This is a genomic window from Candidatus Cloacimonadota bacterium, assembly GCA_012522635.1.
Classification (GTDB): Bacteria; Cloacimonadota; Cloacimonadia; order Cloacimonadales; family Cloacimonadaceae; genus Syntrophosphaera.
The window spans coordinates 1-19103 of the sequence record JAAYKA010000036.1; the positions used below are offsets into that span (position 1 = coordinate 1).

Here is a 19103-nt window from a genome sequence, read left to right on the forward strand (position 1 = left end):
AGCTTTAACTTGGTATCAACGTAGAGGATATCGCTTTTCAGCAGAACTTTTATCTCTTCCAGCAGGCTGTTCTTTTGGCTATTCTGCAGCCCATAAAAGTTCAGAAACACTTCTTGCGAACAGGCATCCAGAATTAATCTCAGGGGCAGGAAAGATTCATCCAAAGTGCCGCGCATTGCATCCAGATGTTGGCGGAACATGTTGAACATCTTATAGATACCGCTGGTCTGGATGCTCTGTTTTTCAGACATGGCAAACCGTCTGGGGTCAAAAAGATGGCGGTAACTGGCACGGTTAAAATGGCTGTCCACCAGAACAGAATCAGCGGCTTCCTCTTCATTTAAGGCGTGATTTGATAAAAAATAGAGAACCGATTGATCCGCGTTTTTAAATTCCAGAACCTCAAGATTGCGAAGACGATAGGTTTCCGGTTCAAGGTCTTGCAGGTCAATCTCAGAGGGTGTCAGCCCTTTTTCAGCTGCTTCCAACATTTGGGAAATGATGATGATTTCATTTCCCGCGGCCTCCACCGCTTCAATCAAAGACTTTTCCAATTTGCTGTAATAGTATTGGTTCACAAAAACATAACGGATTCCAGTGTGAACGATGTTGGTCTTATCTTTGTTCTGGAAAAAAATGGGGTCGCTGAAACCAAGCTTACAGAGCAGTTCCTGATAATTTGCCCGGATTTCCAAAACCTTGCTCAAATAGTTTTCCTGCCATTCCAGCAGGTTGAAGTGGTTCAAACTCTGAGAGTTACGCAAGGTTTCCACATCGAGGTTTTCGTCGCAAAGCTCTTCGAAAAACTGAAAAAACTGGTTGCCCCATTCCACAATGTCGAAAAATCCGTTGATATGGAAGTATTCCCTGTGCTCAGAACTGAGAGCTTGATAGAGGCAAAGCATTCTTCTGTCGTCACTTACCACAGGCTCAGATGGCAGCAGAAGGGATTCTTTGAATTCTTGCATGGTGATAAAATCGCACTCCTGCAAAGCCCATTTCCGCATGAATTCATGCCTTGCCCGGGACGCGGAAACATGGGTTGGAAAAACAAAAACCGTGGAGCCCTGAGCCTGTTCCAATGCAGTTTTAGTCAGATCATCACTAAAAGGAATCGTGATATATTCGCGCAAACTAAACCTCCCAAACATTTATTTTACTATACCCCTGACCCCGACAATCCTGTCAAGTTTTTTGCTCGGCAAACAGAGTTGAAACCGGTTTTGCTTTTCTGCGGGAAGGGGTGTGGACAGCCGCAGAGATGGCTGAAAACTGACACTCGCTAGGCTGCCCCCTTTAGTCTTCCTTATGTTTCAAAGGCTAACTATAAGCCAGGCATAGTGTTAGGGGCATATTTGCTTGAAATCAGCAGACTCGTTCTTATCTTATGAACGCGAGAAGTTCCTTCCGATATTTTAAATTTTGGTCAGCAAAATCACACAATAAGCGCTGATGCCACCTGCCCCGGATACGCCCAAACCTTCTTCCGTGGTGGCTTTCACGCTCACAGCGCCGAGAGGGCACGCGAGATCAGAAGTGATATTTTCCCGCATTTGCAAGATGTGTGGAGCAAGTTTGGGTTGAGCAGCGCAAATTGTGCAATCCAAATTTTGCAGCTTATAGCCGCAGTTTTGTGCCAACTCCCACACTTTACGCAGAAGGACGCGGCTATCCGCGCCCTTGAAAGCGGGGTCTGAATCTGGGAAAAGGCTGCCGATATCGCCCAATGCCAGGGCACCCAAAACCGCGTCTGTAATCGCGTGTAGCAGCACATCCGCGTCTGAATGACCATCCAGGCCTTTTTCAAACGGGATTTGCACGCCTCCCAAGATTAGTTTGCGACCGCTTGCGAGGCGGTGAACGTCATAACCAAAACCGACGCGCATACTTATTAATCCACGGTTATGGATTTGGAAACGTTTTTGGGTACGTCTGGATGCACACCGTGATCGGGCATGCCCAGCCTGTCCAATCTCTTCATTTTGCGCACGCTCATGCGGAACGCCAAAAGCTGAAGCACCACAGTGGCTGAAAAGCAGGTCAGAAGGCTGTCACCGGTTCGTGGCAGCATCACGTAACCCCAACCATAATAATGGCCTTCGCGGGGGATGGAACTGGCGTTTCGGAGCAGATGTTCATCCTCTTCCGCAATCACGAAAGTATCCGCGCCACGTATTTTATGGGTGTTAATCTGTGAAACTGTGAGGTTTACGTCCCTTTCGTCCGGTCCGGTCACATAGATGAGAGGATAGTTGCGGTCCAGCGAGGCATAGAAATCGCGGTTGTGGATGGCGTCGTGGAACAGTTTTTCTGCATTGGGGGTAAGGTTGAAGGGTCGGTTACGATAGAAAACATGATCCATCAAAGCGGCGTTCACTTCCATGATTTTTTGAGGAGGCAGACCGCGATTGTTGCCTTCAGTATCGATAAAATCCATTATCTCACGCAGGGAACGCACAAAGTTGCGAACATGTTTGAAACCATAGACGGTGTTTTTGCCCAGAATGGTGTTTGGCCCGTGTTTGAATTCTGAGGCTTCGCGTCCCTCCGCGTGGTTTAACACGGTTTCGCGGATTTTGAGCGCGCCTTCCATGGCCACACCGCTAATTTTCGTGGCCAAAATATGCAGCGAGGGCTCCATATAAATCTTTGCCGCGATTGAATCAATCACATCTGATGTATTATCAAGGGTTTCCTTGATTAAAGACGGGATTTGCAACAGGGTTTGGCTTCTGTATTCCAACTGGGCTTTTTTCTCTTTGATTTGTTCATCGTTCAAGCCGTCAATGTCTTCCTCCAGCTTCATTCGGGCTGTGCGGATGGCCAAATAATAGAAAAGCGCGATTTGGTTCATGAAACTTTTGGTGGCGGGAACCGCTGTCTCTGGTCCACAATAGATTGGGATAGCCAGATCGCTCTTTTCGATGCCGAGGGTGGAATTTACATTATTCACCAAAACGGCTTTGCTCACATCCAGCTTGCGTTGCGTGATGTCGTTGAAAATGTCGATCAAATCTTTCGTTTCACCGGATTGCGATACTCCGATAATGAAGTCATGATCCTTCATGCTGTGGGAATATTCACCACGAAAATCACCGGGCAGGATGGGAATGATTTCCACACCGGCGATTTCGTTGAAGAAAAGACTGCCCACTTTGGTGGCGTGATAGCTGGTTCCGCAGGCGATTGAATAGGCAATGCGGTTTTTCTGCAGGGTGATTTTCATTCTCTGCAAAAATTCCCGCACTTTTAGCTCGAAATCTTCCACGCTGTCCATTTCGGAAAGCGAATCAAAGGCTTTTGCCAAAATCATTCTGCGAACATCGAACTCTTCGCCAATCAGGTCGATAAGTGTATTTTTATCTGCGGAAAACAGATATTTTTGTTCAAAATCCTCGCGTACGACAACGTCGAAAATGGCCTGGTAGGAAGTGCGGGCTAATTCGAAGAAAGAGGCAAATTCGCCGGAGTCAATCAAGGCATCAAAAGAATCTTTGGCTTTGTCTGGATCAGTATTATCCAGAATTTCCCTCATGTTTTCGGTTAAATGTTCGCGGATGTTTTCGCTGTCCATCAGCTCCAACATGCGGCGTCCAGAATTTGAGCCGCCTTGGAATAGTTTGACCAATTTACCCACGGATTCTGGTTCAGCGTAAATCTCTTGCTCCATGAAATATTCAAATTCCGGCTGGAGCTCAACATCTTCAGCGCGCAGCTTGGAAAGAGCTGCTCTGGTTGGGATTGTGTCTCCAGGGGCATAGTTTTCGTCGTCTTTGCCAACGCTTTTAAAATGCAGGGGTTTTTGGGCGTAAACTTGGTAGTAGGATGAATCGAACTCAACGAACTCACCTTCCCGCAGATTTACCACCATTTTTGTGAAACGCAAAACCGCGGTGAGGTCTGAGGAAGCAAGACCGAAGCTCATGCCTTCCAGCTCGCCATGGCCAAAATAGAGGCTGCTGCCGGCTTTGATGGCCCACATGGTTTGGGTGACGGGATCGGTGATCACGGCGGCGTAGGAACCCACAATCCGGCTGGCGGTATTCACCACAGCGCGGCGCATGCAGGCCTTGCGAAGCTTGGGGTCTTCCGGGTTTCCAGCCTTGTCCATCTCGATGTCGAAAAAATGTTCCACACTGTGCACCAGCATTTCGCCATCGTTATCAGAAAGAATGGTGTGTCCTTCTGCCGTGAGCCAGATTTTGAGGTCATTTGTATTTGTGATATTGCCATTGTGGGCGCCATAGAGGTGACGTTTGCATTTCACCTCATGCGGTTGCGCGTTTTGTTTGGTAACCGCGCCGAAAGTGGCCCAACGGACCTGTCCACAGAACAGTTTTCCACTCTGTTTTTCGATTCCCAAGGTTTTAACCAGGGTGCTGGGCGCGCCAACGTCTTTCAGTAAAACGATATTTTGGTCTTCACCTTGGAAGGCGGCGCCAGTGGAGTCGAACCCCCTGTATTCCAATGCTTTCAACAATCGAGACGCATATTTTCCCATATCGACGGAAACTTTTGGCAAAGCCAGCCCCAAAACTCCACAGCCCAAACCGGGCAAAAACAAGGGAACGCGAATGGTGCCAAAAAGTGATGCAAGACGGCGCAGTGCCCTGTTGTAATTTTTTAAAATGCGTTGCATAGTCAGATATTCCTCTAAATCAAATTGTTATCCAGAATCTGTTTGGCAAAAAACAGATCAACTTCATCGGTGATTTTGATGTTCAGATCAGAACAGAATTTATAGCGCACCTTTCCTCCATGATATTCAACCAGGGAAGAGTCGTCGGTGCTGATGAAACCTTCTTGATAGGCACGCTCGTAGGCAGCCATAATCAGTTTGTATGAAAACACTTGCGGGGTGAAAGCCTGCACAAGTTTGTGGCGTGGAATTGTTTCCAGGATGCGGTCTTGCTCGATGCTTTTAATCGTGTTTTTAAGCCGGGCAACCGGAACAGCGGCCTTGTGTTTTTTTGCCATTTCAAAAAGATCACCCAGCAGCTCTTCTGTGATAAAAGGCCGCACAGCGTCGTGGATGAACACATAATCCGTTCCCGGCGGGCAGTTTTGCAGAGCGCTGAACACGCTGTCCTGCCGTTCGAAACCACCTGGCACCACCAACCAGGGCTTTTGTGAATCCTCAAAATATTCCTGCACCATGTTCTGACAATAGTCCTGTTCGTCTTCCGGCGCGGAGATAATGATATTATCAATGTAGGTGGAATTAAAAAAACGTTGCAGGGTGTGGATGATGATGGGGATGCCGCCCAAGCTGAGCCATTGTTTGCGGACGATTCCACCCATGCGGCTTCCCGAACCCGCGGCTGTGATGATGGCTGTGCTTAGTGTTTCCATGAGTAAAAAATTCCTCGCTCTTCGCGTTTGATGGATACCTTTCCTTCCAAGTTAAACTGTCGCAGGAACTTGCTGATTTCATTGATGTGTAAACCCAGGGTTTTGGAAAGGTCTTCCGCTGTGGAAGGGCGTCGCTTCAAAGTGGCTTCCATGGCTTGACCAATATCCTGCGGCACATGCGTTTCAAAGTTCTCATGGTGGGATTTTGCGATTATCTCCACTGGCACTTCCAAGCGTTCAACCAGGTATTTTTTCACCCGGTTCAAAACGGTTTCACCAGCGGCTTCAACCCATTCTTCAGAGCCAGGACGGTCCAGGGAATTAAGTTGCACGAGGTCCGGCTTAATCTTCGCAATGGCGGGCGCCAGGCATTCCAATTCTTCTGGAGTGTCGTTAATTCCCTCGATGATAAAGACTTCCAGCCAGATTTGTCCAGAAAACTCCTCACGCAGGGCAATGAGCGCTTCCACCAGTTTTTGAGCCGTCAGACCAGGATGGGGCTGGTTTATTTTTTCAAAGCTTTCCTGGCGGCAGGCGTCCAAAGATGGCAGAATAAGATCGCAGGGCAGGATTTCTTTTCTCAGCTCTGCGTTGCCAAGCAGAACACCATTTGTCAGCAGGGCAAGTTGATATTCAGGAAATTCCTTTTTTATGGTTCGAATAATTTGGCCGATTTGGCTGTGCAAAGTGGGTTCTCCGGCTCCTGAAAAGGTGACATAGTCAAGCTTTGGCCGCTCTGCCAGAAAGTGCCGCAATTCTGCCAGGATTTCTTCCACCGGAAAGAATTCCTGCCGGGTCAGGGTCAAATGGTCAGTGCTGTAAATCTCACAATAGACGCAATTTAGAGGGCAATATTTGAAGGGAACCAAGTCCACCCCGAGGGAAAAACCAAGACGACGGGAGTGGACGGGTCCAAAAAGGTGTTTGTATTTCATTTAAAACGTTGTTCCAAATTGAATGTGGGGCTCCCAAGTCCCCTCTTCCAGGTTGTATGCATAGTCGAATCCAATCAAGCCAAAAGGACTTTGGATGCGGATTCCGGCACCCACGCCTTTTTTAAATTTCAGGAAGTTAAAGTCCCGCAAGCGGTTGTAGCAATCGCCGGCATCCAGGAAAACCAGTCCGATGATTTGGTCGCTGCCGATGGGGTAGGCCAGTTCCGTAGAAAAGATGATTTCACGGGTTCCGCCTGTATCCATAATGCCGTCGCCATCTTCGTCAACTCCGATTCTTCGGTCTGCATAGCCGCGGATTCCATCCACACCAGTGCCGCCCAAATAGAATTTTTCATCCGGGGGCGCGTCTTTGGATGATCCATATGGAGCGATATAGCCAAAGCGCCATTTTGTGCGCAGAGTAAGCTGATGCCACATTTCCATATACCAGTTCACTTGGGCTATCTGTTTGAAGTAATCGAAGTTGCCGCCCAAGAGCCCGCCCGCTACCTCGGAAAATAGGGTGAGCTGGGTGCCCCGGGTGGGGAAGTAGATATTGTTTCGGGTGTCTCTGCCAATGGTGGCGCTCAATGCGCTGGTGTAGCGCCAGCCCAGGGTGTCCAGCTCCGCCAAAGTGGGGTTCGTTACCGGGTCGAAAAGGTTTCGGTTTGTGATTTCATATTTTTTGGAATACAGCGAATATCCACCCACGAGGCGAGTTCGGTTCGCAATGGGTAGATAACGCCCCAAACGCAGGCTGGCACCACGGGTGTAAATCTTGTAATAAAAAGAGCTCCAATCCTTGGTGGTATAATACAGCGAGGTTCCCAAGAGCACGTCACTGTCAAAAAGGTTGGGGTTTGTGAAACTTGCTTGGAAATCTTGGGTTTTACCGCCAAACTCCCAAGCCAAGCTGCTTGACCAGTTGTTTCCCATGATGTTGTTCATGGACAGGGAAAGCGTGCCCACAAAACCGTCCTGGCTATTGTAACCCATACCGACGTTGGCTGTACCGCTGGATTTATCAATTACATCGATCTGCAAATCAATGTCTCCATCAGAGTTTATCGGTGTGTAATCCAGCCGGATATCCGGTTCGAAAAATCCCAGGTTATATATGTTCTGCTGGCTTCGAATCACCTGGCTTTGGCGAAAATAATCTCCCGGCGCAATATCCAGCTCGCGAAGCAGCACTTTATCTTTGGTGCGTTTATTGCCAGTGATGTGTATCTGGTGGATGCGAGCGCGGTTTCCTTCGTTGATTTTCAGTGCGATATTAAGTGTTCCATCCGCGCGCTGCATATCTTGGGAAATCTCAGTATAGATGAATCCTTCATCGAAATAAAGCGAATAAACTCGTGCCAATTGTTCGTCAAATTTTGTCTGGTCGAAGGGTTCGTTATGTTTCAGGGTGAAAACTTCGCTGATTTTTTCTGTGGTGAAATGCTCGTTTCCGCTCACACTTATGCCAGAAAATGTGTATCTCTGACCCTCGCGAATCTGAAGGACCAGTTCCTGGGTGCGTTCGCCGGTGGAAATCAGCTCATGTGGTCCGATAGCCACGTCGATATAGCCGTTTTTCTTGTAGTAATCGGCCAGTTTGACAAGATCTTGGTCGAATTTATCCTGTTCGAAGCGTCCGGAACGGAAAATATTCGCGGGTTTGGTCTTCATCCTTTTAAGCAGTGTCTTGTCGTCAAAATTCTCGTTTCCCACAAAGGTCACCGCGCTAATTGCCAAACGGTTGCCTTCTTCAACGTTGACCAAAACGCGGATTTTGCCATCGCTATCAAAAGTCTCTTCCAAGCTTATTTTGGCGTTGCTGAAACCCTTGCTGTGGTATTCGGATGTGAGTTTGCTTACCAGATCGTGCTTCTGAAAATCCGACCAAAATGTTCCCACCCTCACGGTGACAAGCTCATCCAGGCGTTCTTTTTTCACGGCTTTCATGCCTTTGTATTCCACAAATGCCAAAACCGGGTTTTCCTTCACTTCCACGATCAGGTTCACGCCGGCCATATATGGTTCCGTGAAAACCCGGATGTCAGAAAACATCCGCATCTTATACAGTTGCTTGATTGAGCGGGCAACTTCTTCCGGGTCAAGCGCGTCGCCGGTGCGCAGGGTGATCGAAGTGGTCACCATCTGCGGCGAGACAGCCTTGTTTCCGCGCACAACGATCTCGTAGATCGTTTCTCCGACGGCAAACAGGCTGCCAACACCAAGTAGCAGCACCAGGCAAACCAGGAGACGAGGTCTTAAAATTTGCATTCTTCCTCCACAGTAGAGTTGGCGCCTATTTCTGCCAAGGTGCCATTTTAGTAAAGTGTTTTTTTTGTTTTTGAATTGCAAGGCTGGTAATTATGTGTCTTGTTGGTGGTTATGAAAGCTCAGGCAATGCTCAGGATTTTGTGCAATTGAAGTTGCAGTCTCGCGCCAGATCCGTCTTCCAGCATCCATTGTGCCAAGATTTTGGGTTCAAGGAAAGAAACAATCGGCGAAAAAATGAGCTGCTTGCTCTTCAGGTTGTTTTTCCTGATAAAATCCTGCGCAAAGTTGTAGTCGCTTCGATCGGCGATCACAAACTTCAGCTCGTCATGCGGCTCTAAATAAGTCAGATTTTCTATTAGGAAAGAATCACCGTGTCCGCTGCCGGGACATTTAACATCCACGATTTTAATCACTTGGGGCGGCACCTTGTCCAATATAATGGAGCCGTTGGTTTCGAGCAGCACAGTATATCCGTGTGCCCCAAGAGACCGCATCAAATCTGGGCAGCCATCCTGTAGCAGGGGCTCGCCTCCGGTGATTTCGACAAGTTTTGTGGGATAGGCGCGTATCTGATCCAGAATCTGCGGGATTCCCATGGGTGTACCGGGTTCCCAGGCATACTGTGTGTCGCACCATTTGCAGTGCAGGTTGCAGCCACTGAGACGGATGAAAATGCAGGGAAGTCCCGCAAAAGATGATTCACCCTGCAGGCTGTAAAATATCTCACAGACGTCGAGCGTTGGCGAATCTGAAAAAGCCGTCATTGCCTGTGTTCTTTCACCATTTTGGTGAGCACGGGCACAACCTCGAAAAGGTCACCCACGATGCCCAGATCGGCAATTTTGAAAATGGGCGCGTCCGGATCTTTATTGATGGCAATAACATAGTCGGCAGATGACATTCCAGCCAGGTGTTGAATGGCACCGGAGATTCCGCAGGCAATATAGATTGTAGGTTTTACGGTTTTTCCGGTTTGACCAACCTGATGTGAATATGGAATCCATTCAGCATCCACCGCGGCACGTGATGCGCCCACCGCTCCACCCAGCGCTTCCGCCAGTTCTTCCAAAAGGGCAAAGTTTTTGGCTTCCTTCAGCCCTCTGCCGCCGGACACAATGATATTTGCCTCAGTGATGTTCACGAGACTGGTTTTTTCGGCCTCAAAGCCGAGCCAGGCGCAGTCATCTTCTTCAAAATCAAAAATGATCTGTTTTTGGATCACGATTCCAGAGCGGCTGTCATCCCGTTCGAGCGCGTTCATCACCTTGGGGCGTACGGTTGCCATTTGGGGTCGATGATTGGAGGTGACAATCGTGGCCATGATGTTGCCTCCGAAAGCGGGGCGTGTCTGCAGCAAGTTTTGAGTTTCGGGATCATATTCCAAGCCGGTGCAATCCGCAGTAAGGCCTGTGTGGAGCTGCACTGCAACGCGTGGAATGAAGGATCTACCCGCAACTGTGGCCCCAGCCAAGATAACCGCGGGCTTGTATTCGCGGGAAAGTTCGGTGAGCGCTTTGGCGTGGCGGCTGTCACGAAATCCGCTGAGCTGGGGGTCATCCACCAAAATCACCTGATCGGCGCCGTGGGCGATGAGTTCCGAGGTCAAATGCTCCACTCTTTCGCCCAGTAAAACAGCGCTGAGCTCTGTTTCCATCTGGTCTGCGAGGTCTCGGCCCTTGCCAAGTAGTTCAAAAACTACGGGAGCGATTACGCCATCTTTTTGTTCCGCATAGACCCAGATGCCTCTGTAATCGTCTTTATCGGTGGGAACTTCGCCACTTTTTCTGATTACGATGGCGTCGAAGGGACAAGCCTGGACGCAGGCTCCGCAAAGGGTGCATTTATCTTGATCAATGACCGCAATCTGGTTTTCCAGGTGGATTGCGTCGTAGGCACAGGCTTGGATGCAAGCCCCGCAACCCACGCAAATTTGTTCTATAACTTCAATCATGATTTTCTCCTAATGTAGGGAAAAAGGATTTGCAAGCCGCATTCTTGTCAAGACAGATTTTGCTTCCAACAGGACGTGTCAGTGCAAATATGGGGATTTTTGTTGACGTCTGGAGCGCCGCCGGATTTGATGCGCACATGAAGATATATGGTAAAACACGATGAAGAAATTATTGATTAGCTTGATACTCATGATTTTAGCCTTTGGCCTCGCCGCGCAGGGCGGCCTCTATGGCTTAAATTTTTTGGATGAACTTGATTTTGCTGATTCACTATTGGCGAACCAGGGCTTTTTTGCCAGCAAGGTTTTGGGCAATGCCGTTCTCTATGAAACGGAGCTTTCCCCCTGGGTGGATTTTGTGATTGTGTATGTGGATTCAGATACAGGTTTGATCCATGGTTGGAGCGTTGAATACAATGCCGAAAACTCCAAAGAACAAGATCAATCTGTGTTGGACTGGCTACATAAAATGCATGGTGATGCGGTGTATGTGGATCATGAACGTGAGATGGTGGGCTGGATTTTTGACGAAACCCACCTGGCGATTTATTCCTACAGCGAATCTGGTAGCCTGAGGGTGATGTATTACGATTTTAACCGCCCCGAACTCTTTATTTTGCCACAAGATTAGAATGCCGCAAAGAAGGCTGGTCGCTGATGCGCTTTAACCTTGATGAGCGTGCATTGTGCTTGACAAAAGGCGTGGGTTTTAAAATATGTCTTTAAAGATTAAAATCAATTAAAACAATAGATCACAGCATCTTAGGGAGTTGAAAATGAAAACTGGCGGCTGCCGTTTTGGAACACACCGTGTAATTGAGCCTCAGGGCGTTTTGCCCCAGCCGGCGCGGGTTTTGAACAATGATATGAGCGAAATCTGGGATAATGAACTGCTTATCGACGTGATTCGCCTGAATGTGGATTCCGCGTCTTTCCACCAGATTAAAAACAAACTTGCCGCGCAAGGCCACACCGACCTCGAAAAAGCCTTTGGCGAACACGCAATCGACTTGGTGAACCGCACAGGCAAACACAAAAACGAGGACACAGGTTCCGGAGGAATGCTGATTGGGCGCGTGGCTCAGATTGGCCCAAATTTCGAGATGAAAGACCAGATTAAGGTGGGAGACAAAGTCGCCAGCTTGGTCTCACTTTCACTGACGCCGTTGAAAATCGACAAGGTCAAGCGTGTCCTGCTGGATAAAGATCAAGTTGAAATCGAAGGTCAAGCCATCCTTTTCAGCAGTGGCATTTACGCAAAGCTTCCTGACGATATGGATGAAAACTTGGCGCTTTCCGTTTTGGACGTTGCTGGCGCGCCTGCTCAGGTTGAGCGCTTGGCAAAACCCGGTGACACAGTTGTAATCTTGGGCGCAAATGGTAAAAGCGGGGTACTTTGCAACGCCGTTGCCCGTGAAAGAGTCGGTGTTTCCGGAAAGGTGATTGGTATCGTCCGCAATCCGAATTACATCCAAACTTTGAAGGACACTGGCTGTCACGAGGTGATTTTGTCTGATGCCACCGACGCGCTCACCATCCAAAGAGAAGTTGCGCGCCTCACTGATGGCAAGATGGCGGATGTGGTGATAAACGTTGTAAACATCGAAGATACCGAGCTTCCCTGCATCATGGCTTGCAAAGACCGCGGCATCGTCTATTTCTTTTCCATGGCCACTTCTTTCACCAAAGCGGCTTTGGGCGCGGAAGGAATCGGTGCGGACGTGGATATGATTTTGGGCAATGGATATGCCCGCAGCCACGCAGCCATTTCCATCGACCTGCTGCGCCGAAACCCAGTTTTGATGCAGCTCTTCAAAGAAAGATATACCGATTTGTGAGGTAAATTATGGCGGAATTAAAAAAAATACGCTCGATCGCCACTGCCGCAGAATGGAACAACTGGCACTGGCAGCTACGTAACCGAATCACTGATTTTAAAACCCTGAAACAATACATCCAGCTCTTGCCCGAAGAGGAAGCCGTGGCAAAGTCCAAGAGTTTCTCTTTCCGTATGGCGATCACACCATATTATCTTTCGCTTATTGACCCCAAAAACCCCAATGACCCTGTGCGTCTGCAGGCCATACCACGTATTGAAGAAAGCAGACGGGATCCTTCTGATATGCCCGATCCGCTGGATGAAGATGCCGACGCGCCCGTGCCTGGAATGACTCATCGCTATCCAGACCGCGTTTTGCTTTTGCTGACAGACCAGTGTTCAATGTATTGCCGTCATTGCACACGCAGGAGAAAAGCTGGTGAAACCGACGCGCCCATGCCCCAAAAGGACGTTGACAAAGCCATAGAATACATTCGCGAACACAAAGAGGTTCGCGACGTAATTCTTTCCGGCGGCGATCCACTCACCTTGGGCGATGCGCGCATTGACGAAGTTTTGGGACGCTTGGCTGAGATTAAACACGTGGACATCGTGCGTTTGGGAACCCGCACGCCTGTGGTGATGCCGCAGCGCATTACCGATGGCTTGATCGAAGTCCTCAAAAAGTATAAGTTTGTGTGGCTGAACACGCATTTCAACCATCCCAACGAGATTACAAAAGAAGCAACGGATGCCTTGGCACGCTTGGCAGATGCCGGCGTTGTGCTGAGCAACCAATCCGTGCTGTTAAAAGGCATCAACGATCACGTTGACGTGATGAAGGAACTGGTGCATGGTTTGGTACGCAATCGCGTGCGCCCCTATTACATCTACCAGTGTGACCTGTCGGATGGAATCTCTCACTTCCGCACCCCCGTTTCGAAAGGGATTGAGATTATGGAATCCCTGCGTGGGCACACTTCTGGGCTTTGCGTTCCCACCTACGTTGTGGACGCTCCTGGCGGTGGCGGAAAAATCCCCGTGATGCCGAATTATCTCATTTCCCAGATGCCGGGTAGGGTGGTTTTGCGCAACTATGAAGGCTTCATAACCGCCTACACAGAACCGGAATTTGAAGAGCAGGACAACAAGAAATTCAAGGCGCTCAGTAAAACCGAAAGACGTTCCACTGAAGGCGTGATGGAGCTTCTGCGTGGCAAAAAAGTTTCCATTGGTCCCGCTGACACACGTCGCAACAAGCGCCGCAAAAAATAAGACCGGAAAAACTCATGGTCAAAGGAGCAGGACAGGGCCCTTTTGATTGGGTCCTGGAGCCCAGCTTGCGCTCGATTGCCATTGTCGGCATCAGCAAAAACGCGGGAAAAACCACCCTGCTCAACCATCTTCTCAGCCTGCGCCAAAGCGGGACTTGGGGTGTTTTTAGCACTGGAATAGACGGTGAGGAACGCGACAGCGTTTTTAAAACTCCCAAGCCAGCGGTAAAACTGGGTCCGAATACCATTTTTTGCTGTGATACCAAGACCTTGGATGACCACGGCAGCGGTGTTGACATCATGGAAAAACTTCCTGAAAGCTCCGCAAAACGACAGCTTTGGCTGGCAAAAAGCCTGGTTGAATTGCAGACTGAAATCACCGGACCCTCTTCGGTGAAAGATCAAATCAGGGTGCTGCAGACCATGAATTCCTTGGGCGCCGGCAAGGTGTTGATTGATGGCTCTCTGGATCGAAAATCCATCGCTCTCTCAAAAGCCGTGGACGCCGTTGCAGCCGTGATTGGCGCCAGTTTTGGCAGCCTGGATTCAATCGTAAATGAAATCCGACGGCTGCGGATATTAAACGAACTCCCCGTTCCCGCAAATCCGGAGCCGAAAACAGCGCTGCTGCTGGCTTCCGAAAGCATTCATCTTTTCCAGGATGGTGCCTGGCAACGAACCCAGATTAGCTCCATGTTTGGCAACGAAAAAGAGTTGAAAAAGCTTCTGGAAGGCAAAGTGGAATCCATCTACATCCCCGGAGCTGTGACAGATTCGGTATATAAAACGCTGCGAACAACTTTCATTGAATCCAAAGTCCGTATTCTGTTACGTCATCCGGAATGTTTAAAACTCGGATTAACAAATCTGGAACGTTTCGTGGAAGAATGCAATCCGGAAGTGTTGATTCCTTTCAAAATCAAGGCTTGGGCCATAAATTCCCATGCAGTTGGCAGCCGTGCCATCGACGCGGCAGATTTTCGCGCCAAACTTCGCCAAGCTTTTACAGACATGGATTTACCCGATTTACGGGAGTTGCAGGCATGAGAGATCGTGACCGTCTAACCGCCAAAACGGTGAACATCGGTCTTTTCAGCAATGTGATTCTTGCCTTGTTGAAAACCGTGTTCGGTATTTTTGGGCATTCACAGGCACTGCTGGCGGATGGTATAAACTCCACTTCCGATGTGGTTTACTACGTTGCGGTCAAGATTTTCATGCGTCAGGCAAACAAACCCGCAGACCATGAACACCCTTATGGACACAGACAGCTCGAAAGCATTTCCGCCATCGTGGTGGGCGCTTTCATCATCACCACCGGCATCGCCATTTTCTTCGAATCCATAAACAAAATATATGGACTCGCGGTGGGGCACTCACAAATCAGAGAAGCTTCAATTTGGGTGCTGGTGATAGCAGCGATCACATTTATTCTCAAAATCCAGCTTTACATGGTCAGCAAAAAAAACTGGCGCTACACAGGAAATCCCACGCTTAAAGCTTTGACTGATGACCATTTGAATGACATCATGGCTTCCGCCGCTGTGATTGTGGGTGTGGTGGCTGCGCGTTTGGGCTGGATTTGGATGGATCCCGCGGCGGGCGCGGTTGTCGCCATTTTCATTTTCCGAACTGGTATTTCCATCATTATGGAGTCTTCCGCTGAACTGATGGACGCCGTTCCAGACAAGGAATTTGGCAATCAGGTGCGGGAAATCGCCATGTCCGTGGATGGGGTGCGCTGCATTGATGAGCTTGGCATTCATCGCTTTGGAACCACCTACACATTGGAGCTGACCATCTGTGTGGATGGCGATATCAGCGTGAATGAGGGTCATGTGATTGCTCACAAAGTTGAAAAAAAACTGATGGAACATTACGAAAGCGGGCTGCGGCGGGTGATGATTCATTTCCATCCTGAAGGGCAATAACAAAAAAGCCGGCGGCATAAAAACCACCGGCTCTCAAACAAATATGGGCTTTAATCTATAACTGGATAATCCTTCCGGCAGAACCAAGATCGTAATAATCACGGCGATTGTCGATGATGCTAACCTTTTGGCGTTCTTTAATATACCAATCATTTAGGTGATCCTGGCGAGCCTTGTCTTTGGCTTCTGAAATCAAGTTCTTTTTGTTCGTTTCCCAGATAGCATTGTCGGGCTGCTGGTGTTTTTCCACCTTCACCAAAAACCAGCGCATCGCTTCGCTGATCAGGGGTGCGAAAGTACCTTCCGGAGTGTTGAACAGTGCTTCTTCAATCTCTGCGTGTTTGCCAACAGAGCTGATATTGTCACCCTTTTTGTGTCCACTGATTTCCACCACCAGGATGCTATCCCGCTCCGCACCTTGTAGATATTGTTCGGGGCTGAGTTTGGCAATGAAATCCTGAACCATGGCGTTCATGGTGTGACCTCGCTTGGCGCTGGTCGCGTTGTTCATCACTCTGTTTTTTTCTTCTTCAAAGCTGGGATAATATGTGGGATAAACGCCGGATAATTCGCAAACGAAAGCGTCTCCGGAAGGGGAATAATACAGCTCTGCCAATGCTCCCTCATCGTTTTCAAACGCGAAAGCTGTCAACGCTGAATCCCTTCCAATACCGGGAATAAAGGCATCTTTTGCTTGGAAAACGCCGGATTCCTGAACTTCCACGCCCATCTCAATCGCGGCAGTCTCCAAGCCCTTTTTTCTTGCAAGCTCATGCAGTTGAAGGCTTTCCTTTTTCATGTTTTGCGCTGTTGTTTGGCTGGCTTCGATGCGAATCAAAATATGGCGGGCAGAGACTTCCTCATTGGGTCCAGAACCACGCCGGTCCAGGGTTTCAATGATGTGCCAACCAAAGTTGGACAAAACCGGTTCCGCGATTTGCCCGGCGGGGGTTGCAAAAGCCGTTTCCTCAAAAACAGGCACCATTCTGCCGCGGCCAAACCAGCCGAGGTCACCGCCAGTAGCGCCGGAGCCTGGATCAGCAGAGTGTTCTTGTGCCATCTCTGCGAAATCCGCTCCCTCAAGCAGTTCATGATAAAGCTGCCAAACCTGTTCCCGCACCTGCAGGGAATCCTGCGTGCTGGGCCCACCGGAAAACTTCACAAAACTGTAGCGCCGACAATCGTCCTTACGGTATTCTTCCATCCTTTCCTGATAGAAAAGGCGGGCTTCATCATCACTGGCGACCACATTGGCCATGCGGTTCGCGTCGAAAAAGATGATTTTGGCATCCACGGTTTCAGCGTTGTGTGCCCAGTCCTGCCGAATTTCCTCTTCTGATATAGTGGCTTCATTGCGGATGGTTTCCAAAAGCTTGGTATATTGATACAGGGCTTTCACTTCGGCGATTACCGCTTCTCGGAATTGTTTGTTTTCATCCAAAGCTTTTTCATAAAGTTTTTTATCGAATCTGCCCTTGGTTTTCAAATCTGGAATATTTTTCACCGCGGCGGGTGGGTTCTTTTTGGCTTCACGGAGCAACTCTTGATTTGTGAGCTTGATTTTTCCGGCTTTTATGGCTTTATCGTAGACATAGCGTCCCACCAATTCTTCCCAACAGCGGTTATTCAGGTCGATTTTCTCGTCGTCGGTGAGCGGTTTTCCTTTTTGATCCTGATGGTATTTAAAGTAGTTGCTCAAAATCTTCTCGTATTCCGCGTAGGTGTAGGTCTTGTCATCAATCTTGCCAACAGTGGCTTTGGGGTCGGGTTTTTGAGCTGACAGCGCCACAAAACACAGCGCCAACATCAGCAAAACTATGCGTTTCATTATTATTCTCCTGAAATAGCGATATAGTTGTTAAAGCCCAAGATGGGGCTAAGTTTCCGTATATTTACCATGCGCAAATACGTCAACCGAAAAAATCATGATACATTTTCCACGAGATTTTGGAGCCAGAGGGATTATCTGCAGGATTTGATAATTTGCGGAGTACAAAAAGCAGTTGACAAATATCACACCCGCCGCCAAATGTAATTTCCCGTAATGGTGAACGGGGTGTGAAATATATGGATCAAAAAAGAGGTGGAAAAATTGAGACATATTCGAGATGGCAGGATTCTGCTTTTCATTTTGCTGATGCTTGGCTTTGTCGGCACAGTCTGGGGCCAGGTTGGTTTGGATTTTGAGGAAAGCCTTTATACTGAACACGGCGTTTTAAAAATCCTCCCGGCCTATACGGACAGTCTCGAGGCTTGGAACAATCGCGAGCCAAGAAATGTTAACACAGGCTACTATATCATCATTCAAAAGAGCAAACATAAACTGCATCTATATAAAGACGGGCAACTTATGAAAACATACTCGGTGGCAAGCGGAAAAAACGCAAAGGATAAAACCCGCGAAAACGATATGGCCACACCGGAAGGACACTACTACGTTACCGGAATCTATAGTTCCAGCACTTGGCGCTTCACGTCTCCCTTCACTGGAAAACAGAGTGGGCCTGGAGTTTATGGACCCTGGTTCATATCTTTGAACACAGGGCGTGGCAGCTTTTCCAAGGGAAGCTGGATTGGCATTGGCATCCATGGAACCAGCGCGCCATCAAGTGTCGGACGAAACGTGTCGCATGGATGTGTGAGGCTCACAAATAAAGACATCACGGAAATAAAAAATGAAATGGCGTGGATTGACGACTACAAACAGATAAAGGTGGATATACTAAATTGAAAAGAATTTCGACTTTGCTGGGCGGTTTTTTGGTTTTGCTGCTTTTGGGCGGCTGCTGGAAAAACGCCTCCAATGAGGGTGACCTGAGGATTGTTGTCCTGTCGCCGGAATTGGCGGAGATAATCGCCAGCTTGGATGGCGTGGAACTTATGGTTGGCGTCACCCGTGAGTGCGACTATCCTCCAGAGTTGGCGGAGCTTGCCCAGGTTGGTAATTTTGGCGCCGTTGACATGGAAAAAGTGCTGGCTTTAAAGCCAGATATGGTTTTCACGGCTGGTCTGGAACAGGAAGCCCTGGCTGCGGAGCTTGCCAAAACTGGTTTGCAGGTTCACACTTTCCATCCCCGTAAATTGGATGACCTGCCCAATATCATTGTTGAGATTGGAAGTCTGATCCAGAGGGAAAAACAAGCAGCCACGGTGGCGGACAGCCTGCGCAAGGGGTTTGCTGAAATGAGGTCCCAAACGGCGGATCTGCCCAAACCCAAGGTCTATCTGGAAATCTATCGCGATCCGTTGATGAGCGTTTCCGACGAATCCTATGTGGGAGAAGTGATTGAAAGCGCAGGTGGGGATAATATCTTCAGCGTTTTGGAGCGAGATTATGCCCGCATCAGCGCAGAAGACGTGGTGAAGGCGAATCCGGATATCATTATCTGCTATTCGGAAGTCAGTCTGGAATCCATTCTTTCCCGCAAAGGATGGCAAGATATTCCCGCCATCCAAAACAAGCGGATTTATTTTGAAAAAGACATCGACCCCGATCTGATTCTGCGCGCCACGCCGCGAGCCTTGGAAGGTTTGAGACGCCTGAATCGGCTTTTCTATCCCTGAAGCGGA

Annotated in this window: 16 protein-coding genes; 7 read left to right on the forward strand and 9 right to left on the reverse strand. The window is 48.8% G+C overall.

The annotated features are described in order from the left end of the window. The 8 genes from GX135_02065 to GX135_02100 all read right to left on the reverse strand — a co-directional run. A partial coding sequence (locus tag GX135_02065; GenBank protein ID NLN84873.1) for a hypothetical protein occupies nucleotides 1-1133 on the reverse strand: 1133 nt, incomplete at its 3' end. Nucleotides 1134-1415: 282 nt separating this feature from the next. Further along, nucleotides 1416-1886 carry a 2-C-methyl-D-erythritol 2,4-cyclodiphosphate synthase gene (locus GX135_02070; protein ID NLN84874.1) on the reverse strand — a complete coding sequence of 157 codons (471 nt, stop codon included), beginning with the start codon at nucleotides 1884-1886 and terminating at the stop codon, nucleotides 1416-1418. Nucleotides 1887-1891: 5 nt separating this feature from the next. After that, complete coding sequence (locus GX135_02075) at nucleotides 1892-4639, reverse strand: SIS domain-containing protein (protein ID NLN84875.1); 2748 nt, start codon at nucleotides 4637-4639, stop codon at nucleotides 1892-1894. 14 nt (nucleotides 4640-4653) lie between these two features. Continuing rightward, on the reverse strand, nucleotides 4654-5352 hold the full coding sequence (gene ispD / locus GX135_02080; GenBank protein NLN84876.1) for a 2-C-methyl-D-erythritol 4-phosphate cytidylyltransferase: 699 nt from the start codon (nucleotides 5350-5352) through the stop codon (nucleotides 4654-4656). Then, nucleotides 5340-6287, reverse strand: coding sequence for a radical SAM protein (locus tag GX135_02085; GenBank protein ID NLN84877.1), 948 nt, complete (start codon nucleotides 6285-6287; stop codon nucleotides 5340-5342). Before GX135_02085 ends, ispD begins: the two co-directional genes overlap by 13 nt. After that, nucleotides 6288-8558: an outer membrane protein assembly factor BamA gene (gene bamA / locus GX135_02090; protein NLN84878.1), complete on the reverse strand. Its 2271-nt coding sequence runs from the start codon at nucleotides 8556-8558 to the stop codon at nucleotides 6288-6290. It abuts the gene before it with no gap. Between the two features lie 119 nt (nucleotides 8559-8677). Further along, nucleotides 8678-9322, reverse strand: coding sequence for a radical SAM protein (locus GX135_02095; GenBank protein NLN84879.1), 645 nt, complete (start codon nucleotides 9320-9322; stop codon nucleotides 8678-8680). Continuing rightward, nucleotides 9319-10509, reverse strand: coding sequence for an electron transfer flavoprotein subunit alpha (locus GX135_02100; GenBank protein NLN84880.1), 1191 nt, complete (start codon nucleotides 10507-10509; stop codon nucleotides 9319-9321). The genes GX135_02095 and GX135_02100 overlap by 4 nt, the downstream gene beginning before the upstream one ends. Nucleotides 10510-10669: 160 nt before the next feature. Between GX135_02100 and GX135_02105 the strand changes: the two genes are divergently transcribed. From GX135_02105 to GX135_02125, 5 genes are all read left to right on the forward strand, one after another. Next, nucleotides 10670-11140: a hypothetical protein gene (locus GX135_02105; GenBank protein NLN84881.1), complete on the forward strand. Its 471-nt coding sequence runs from the start codon at nucleotides 10670-10672 to the stop codon at nucleotides 11138-11140. 145 nt (nucleotides 11141-11285) lie between these two features. After that, entirely contained in the window at nucleotides 11286-12347 is a 1062-nt protein-coding gene (locus tag GX135_02110) for an L-erythro-3,5-diaminohexanoate dehydrogenase (GenBank protein NLN84882.1), read from the forward strand. Nucleotides 12348-12355: 8 nt separating this feature from the next. Further along, entirely contained in the window at nucleotides 12356-13603 is a 1248-nt protein-coding gene (gene ablA, locus GX135_02115; GenBank protein ID NLN84883.1) for a lysine 2,3-aminomutase, read from the forward strand. 65 nt (nucleotides 13604-13668) lie between these two features. Next, on the forward strand, nucleotides 13669-14649 hold the full coding sequence (locus GX135_02120) for a hypothetical protein (GenBank protein ID NLN84884.1): 981 nt from the start codon (nucleotides 13669-13671) through the stop codon (nucleotides 14647-14649). After that, entirely contained in the window at nucleotides 14646-15533 is an 888-nt protein-coding gene (locus tag GX135_02125; GenBank protein NLN84885.1) for a cation transporter, read from the forward strand. The genes GX135_02120 and GX135_02125 overlap by 4 nt, the downstream gene beginning before the upstream one ends. A gap of 55 nt (nucleotides 15534-15588) precedes the next feature. Here GX135_02125 and GX135_02130 read toward each other — a convergent pair whose 3' ends face one another. After that, on the reverse strand, nucleotides 15589-17361 hold the full coding sequence (locus tag GX135_02130; GenBank protein ID NLN84886.1) for a hypothetical protein: 1773 nt from the start codon (nucleotides 17359-17361) through the stop codon (nucleotides 15589-15591). Between the two features lie 264 nt (nucleotides 17362-17625). Between GX135_02130 and GX135_02135 the strand changes: the two genes are divergently transcribed. Together GX135_02135 and GX135_02140 are read left to right on the forward strand one after the other, a co-directional pair. After that, a complete protein-coding gene (locus GX135_02135; protein NLN84887.1) occupies nucleotides 17626-18264 on the forward strand; it encodes a L,D-transpeptidase in 639 nt (212 codons plus the stop codon). Further along, a complete protein-coding gene (locus tag GX135_02140; GenBank protein NLN84888.1) occupies nucleotides 18261-19097 on the forward strand; it encodes a cobalamin-binding protein in 837 nt (278 codons plus the stop codon). Before GX135_02135 ends, GX135_02140 begins: the two co-directional genes overlap by 4 nt. Nucleotides 19098-19103: the final 6 nt, after the last annotated feature.

What these genes read in the sequence shown, in the direction of transcription:
- GX135_02070 (NLN84874.1), bottom strand. Translation starts at nt 1,886, where the DNA reads ATGCGCGTCGGTTTTGGTTATGACGTTCACCGCCTCGCAAGCGGTCGC.
- GX135_02075 (NLN84875.1), bottom strand. Translation starts at nt 4,639, where the DNA reads ATGCAACGCATTTTAAAAAATTACAACAGGGCACTGCGCCGTCTTGCA.
- ispD (NLN84876.1), bottom strand. Translation starts at nt 5,352, where the DNA reads ATGGAAACACTAAGCACAGCCATCATCACAGCCGCGGGTTCGGGAAGC.
- GX135_02085 (NLN84877.1), bottom strand. Translation starts at nt 6,287, where the DNA reads ATGAAATACAAACACCTTTTTGGACCCGTCCACTCCCGTCGTCTTGGT.
- bamA (NLN84878.1), bottom strand. Translation starts at nt 8,558, where the DNA reads ATGCAAATTTTAAGACCTCGTCTCCTGGTTTGCCTGGTGCTGCTACTT.
- GX135_02095 (NLN84879.1), bottom strand. Translation starts at nt 9,322, where the DNA reads ATGACGGCTTTTTCAGATTCGCCAACGCTCGACGTCTGTGAGATATTT.
- GX135_02100 (NLN84880.1), bottom strand. Translation starts at nt 10,509, where the DNA reads ATGATTGAAGTTATAGAACAAATTTGCGTGGGTTGCGGGGCTTGCATC.
- GX135_02105 (NLN84881.1), top strand. Translation starts at nt 10,670, where the DNA reads ATGAAGAAATTATTGATTAGCTTGATACTCATGATTTTAGCCTTTGGC.
- GX135_02110 (NLN84882.1), top strand. Translation starts at nt 11,286, where the DNA reads ATGAAAACTGGCGGCTGCCGTTTTGGAACACACCGTGTAATTGAGCCT.
- ablA (NLN84883.1), top strand. Translation starts at nt 12,356, where the DNA reads ATGGCGGAATTAAAAAAAATACGCTCGATCGCCACTGCCGCAGAATGG.
- GX135_02125 (NLN84885.1), top strand. Translation starts at nt 14,646, where the DNA reads ATGAGAGATCGTGACCGTCTAACCGCCAAAACGGTGAACATCGGTCTT.
- GX135_02130 (NLN84886.1), bottom strand. Translation starts at nt 17,361, where the DNA reads ATGAAACGCATAGTTTTGCTGATGTTGGCGCTGTGTTTTGTGGCGCTG.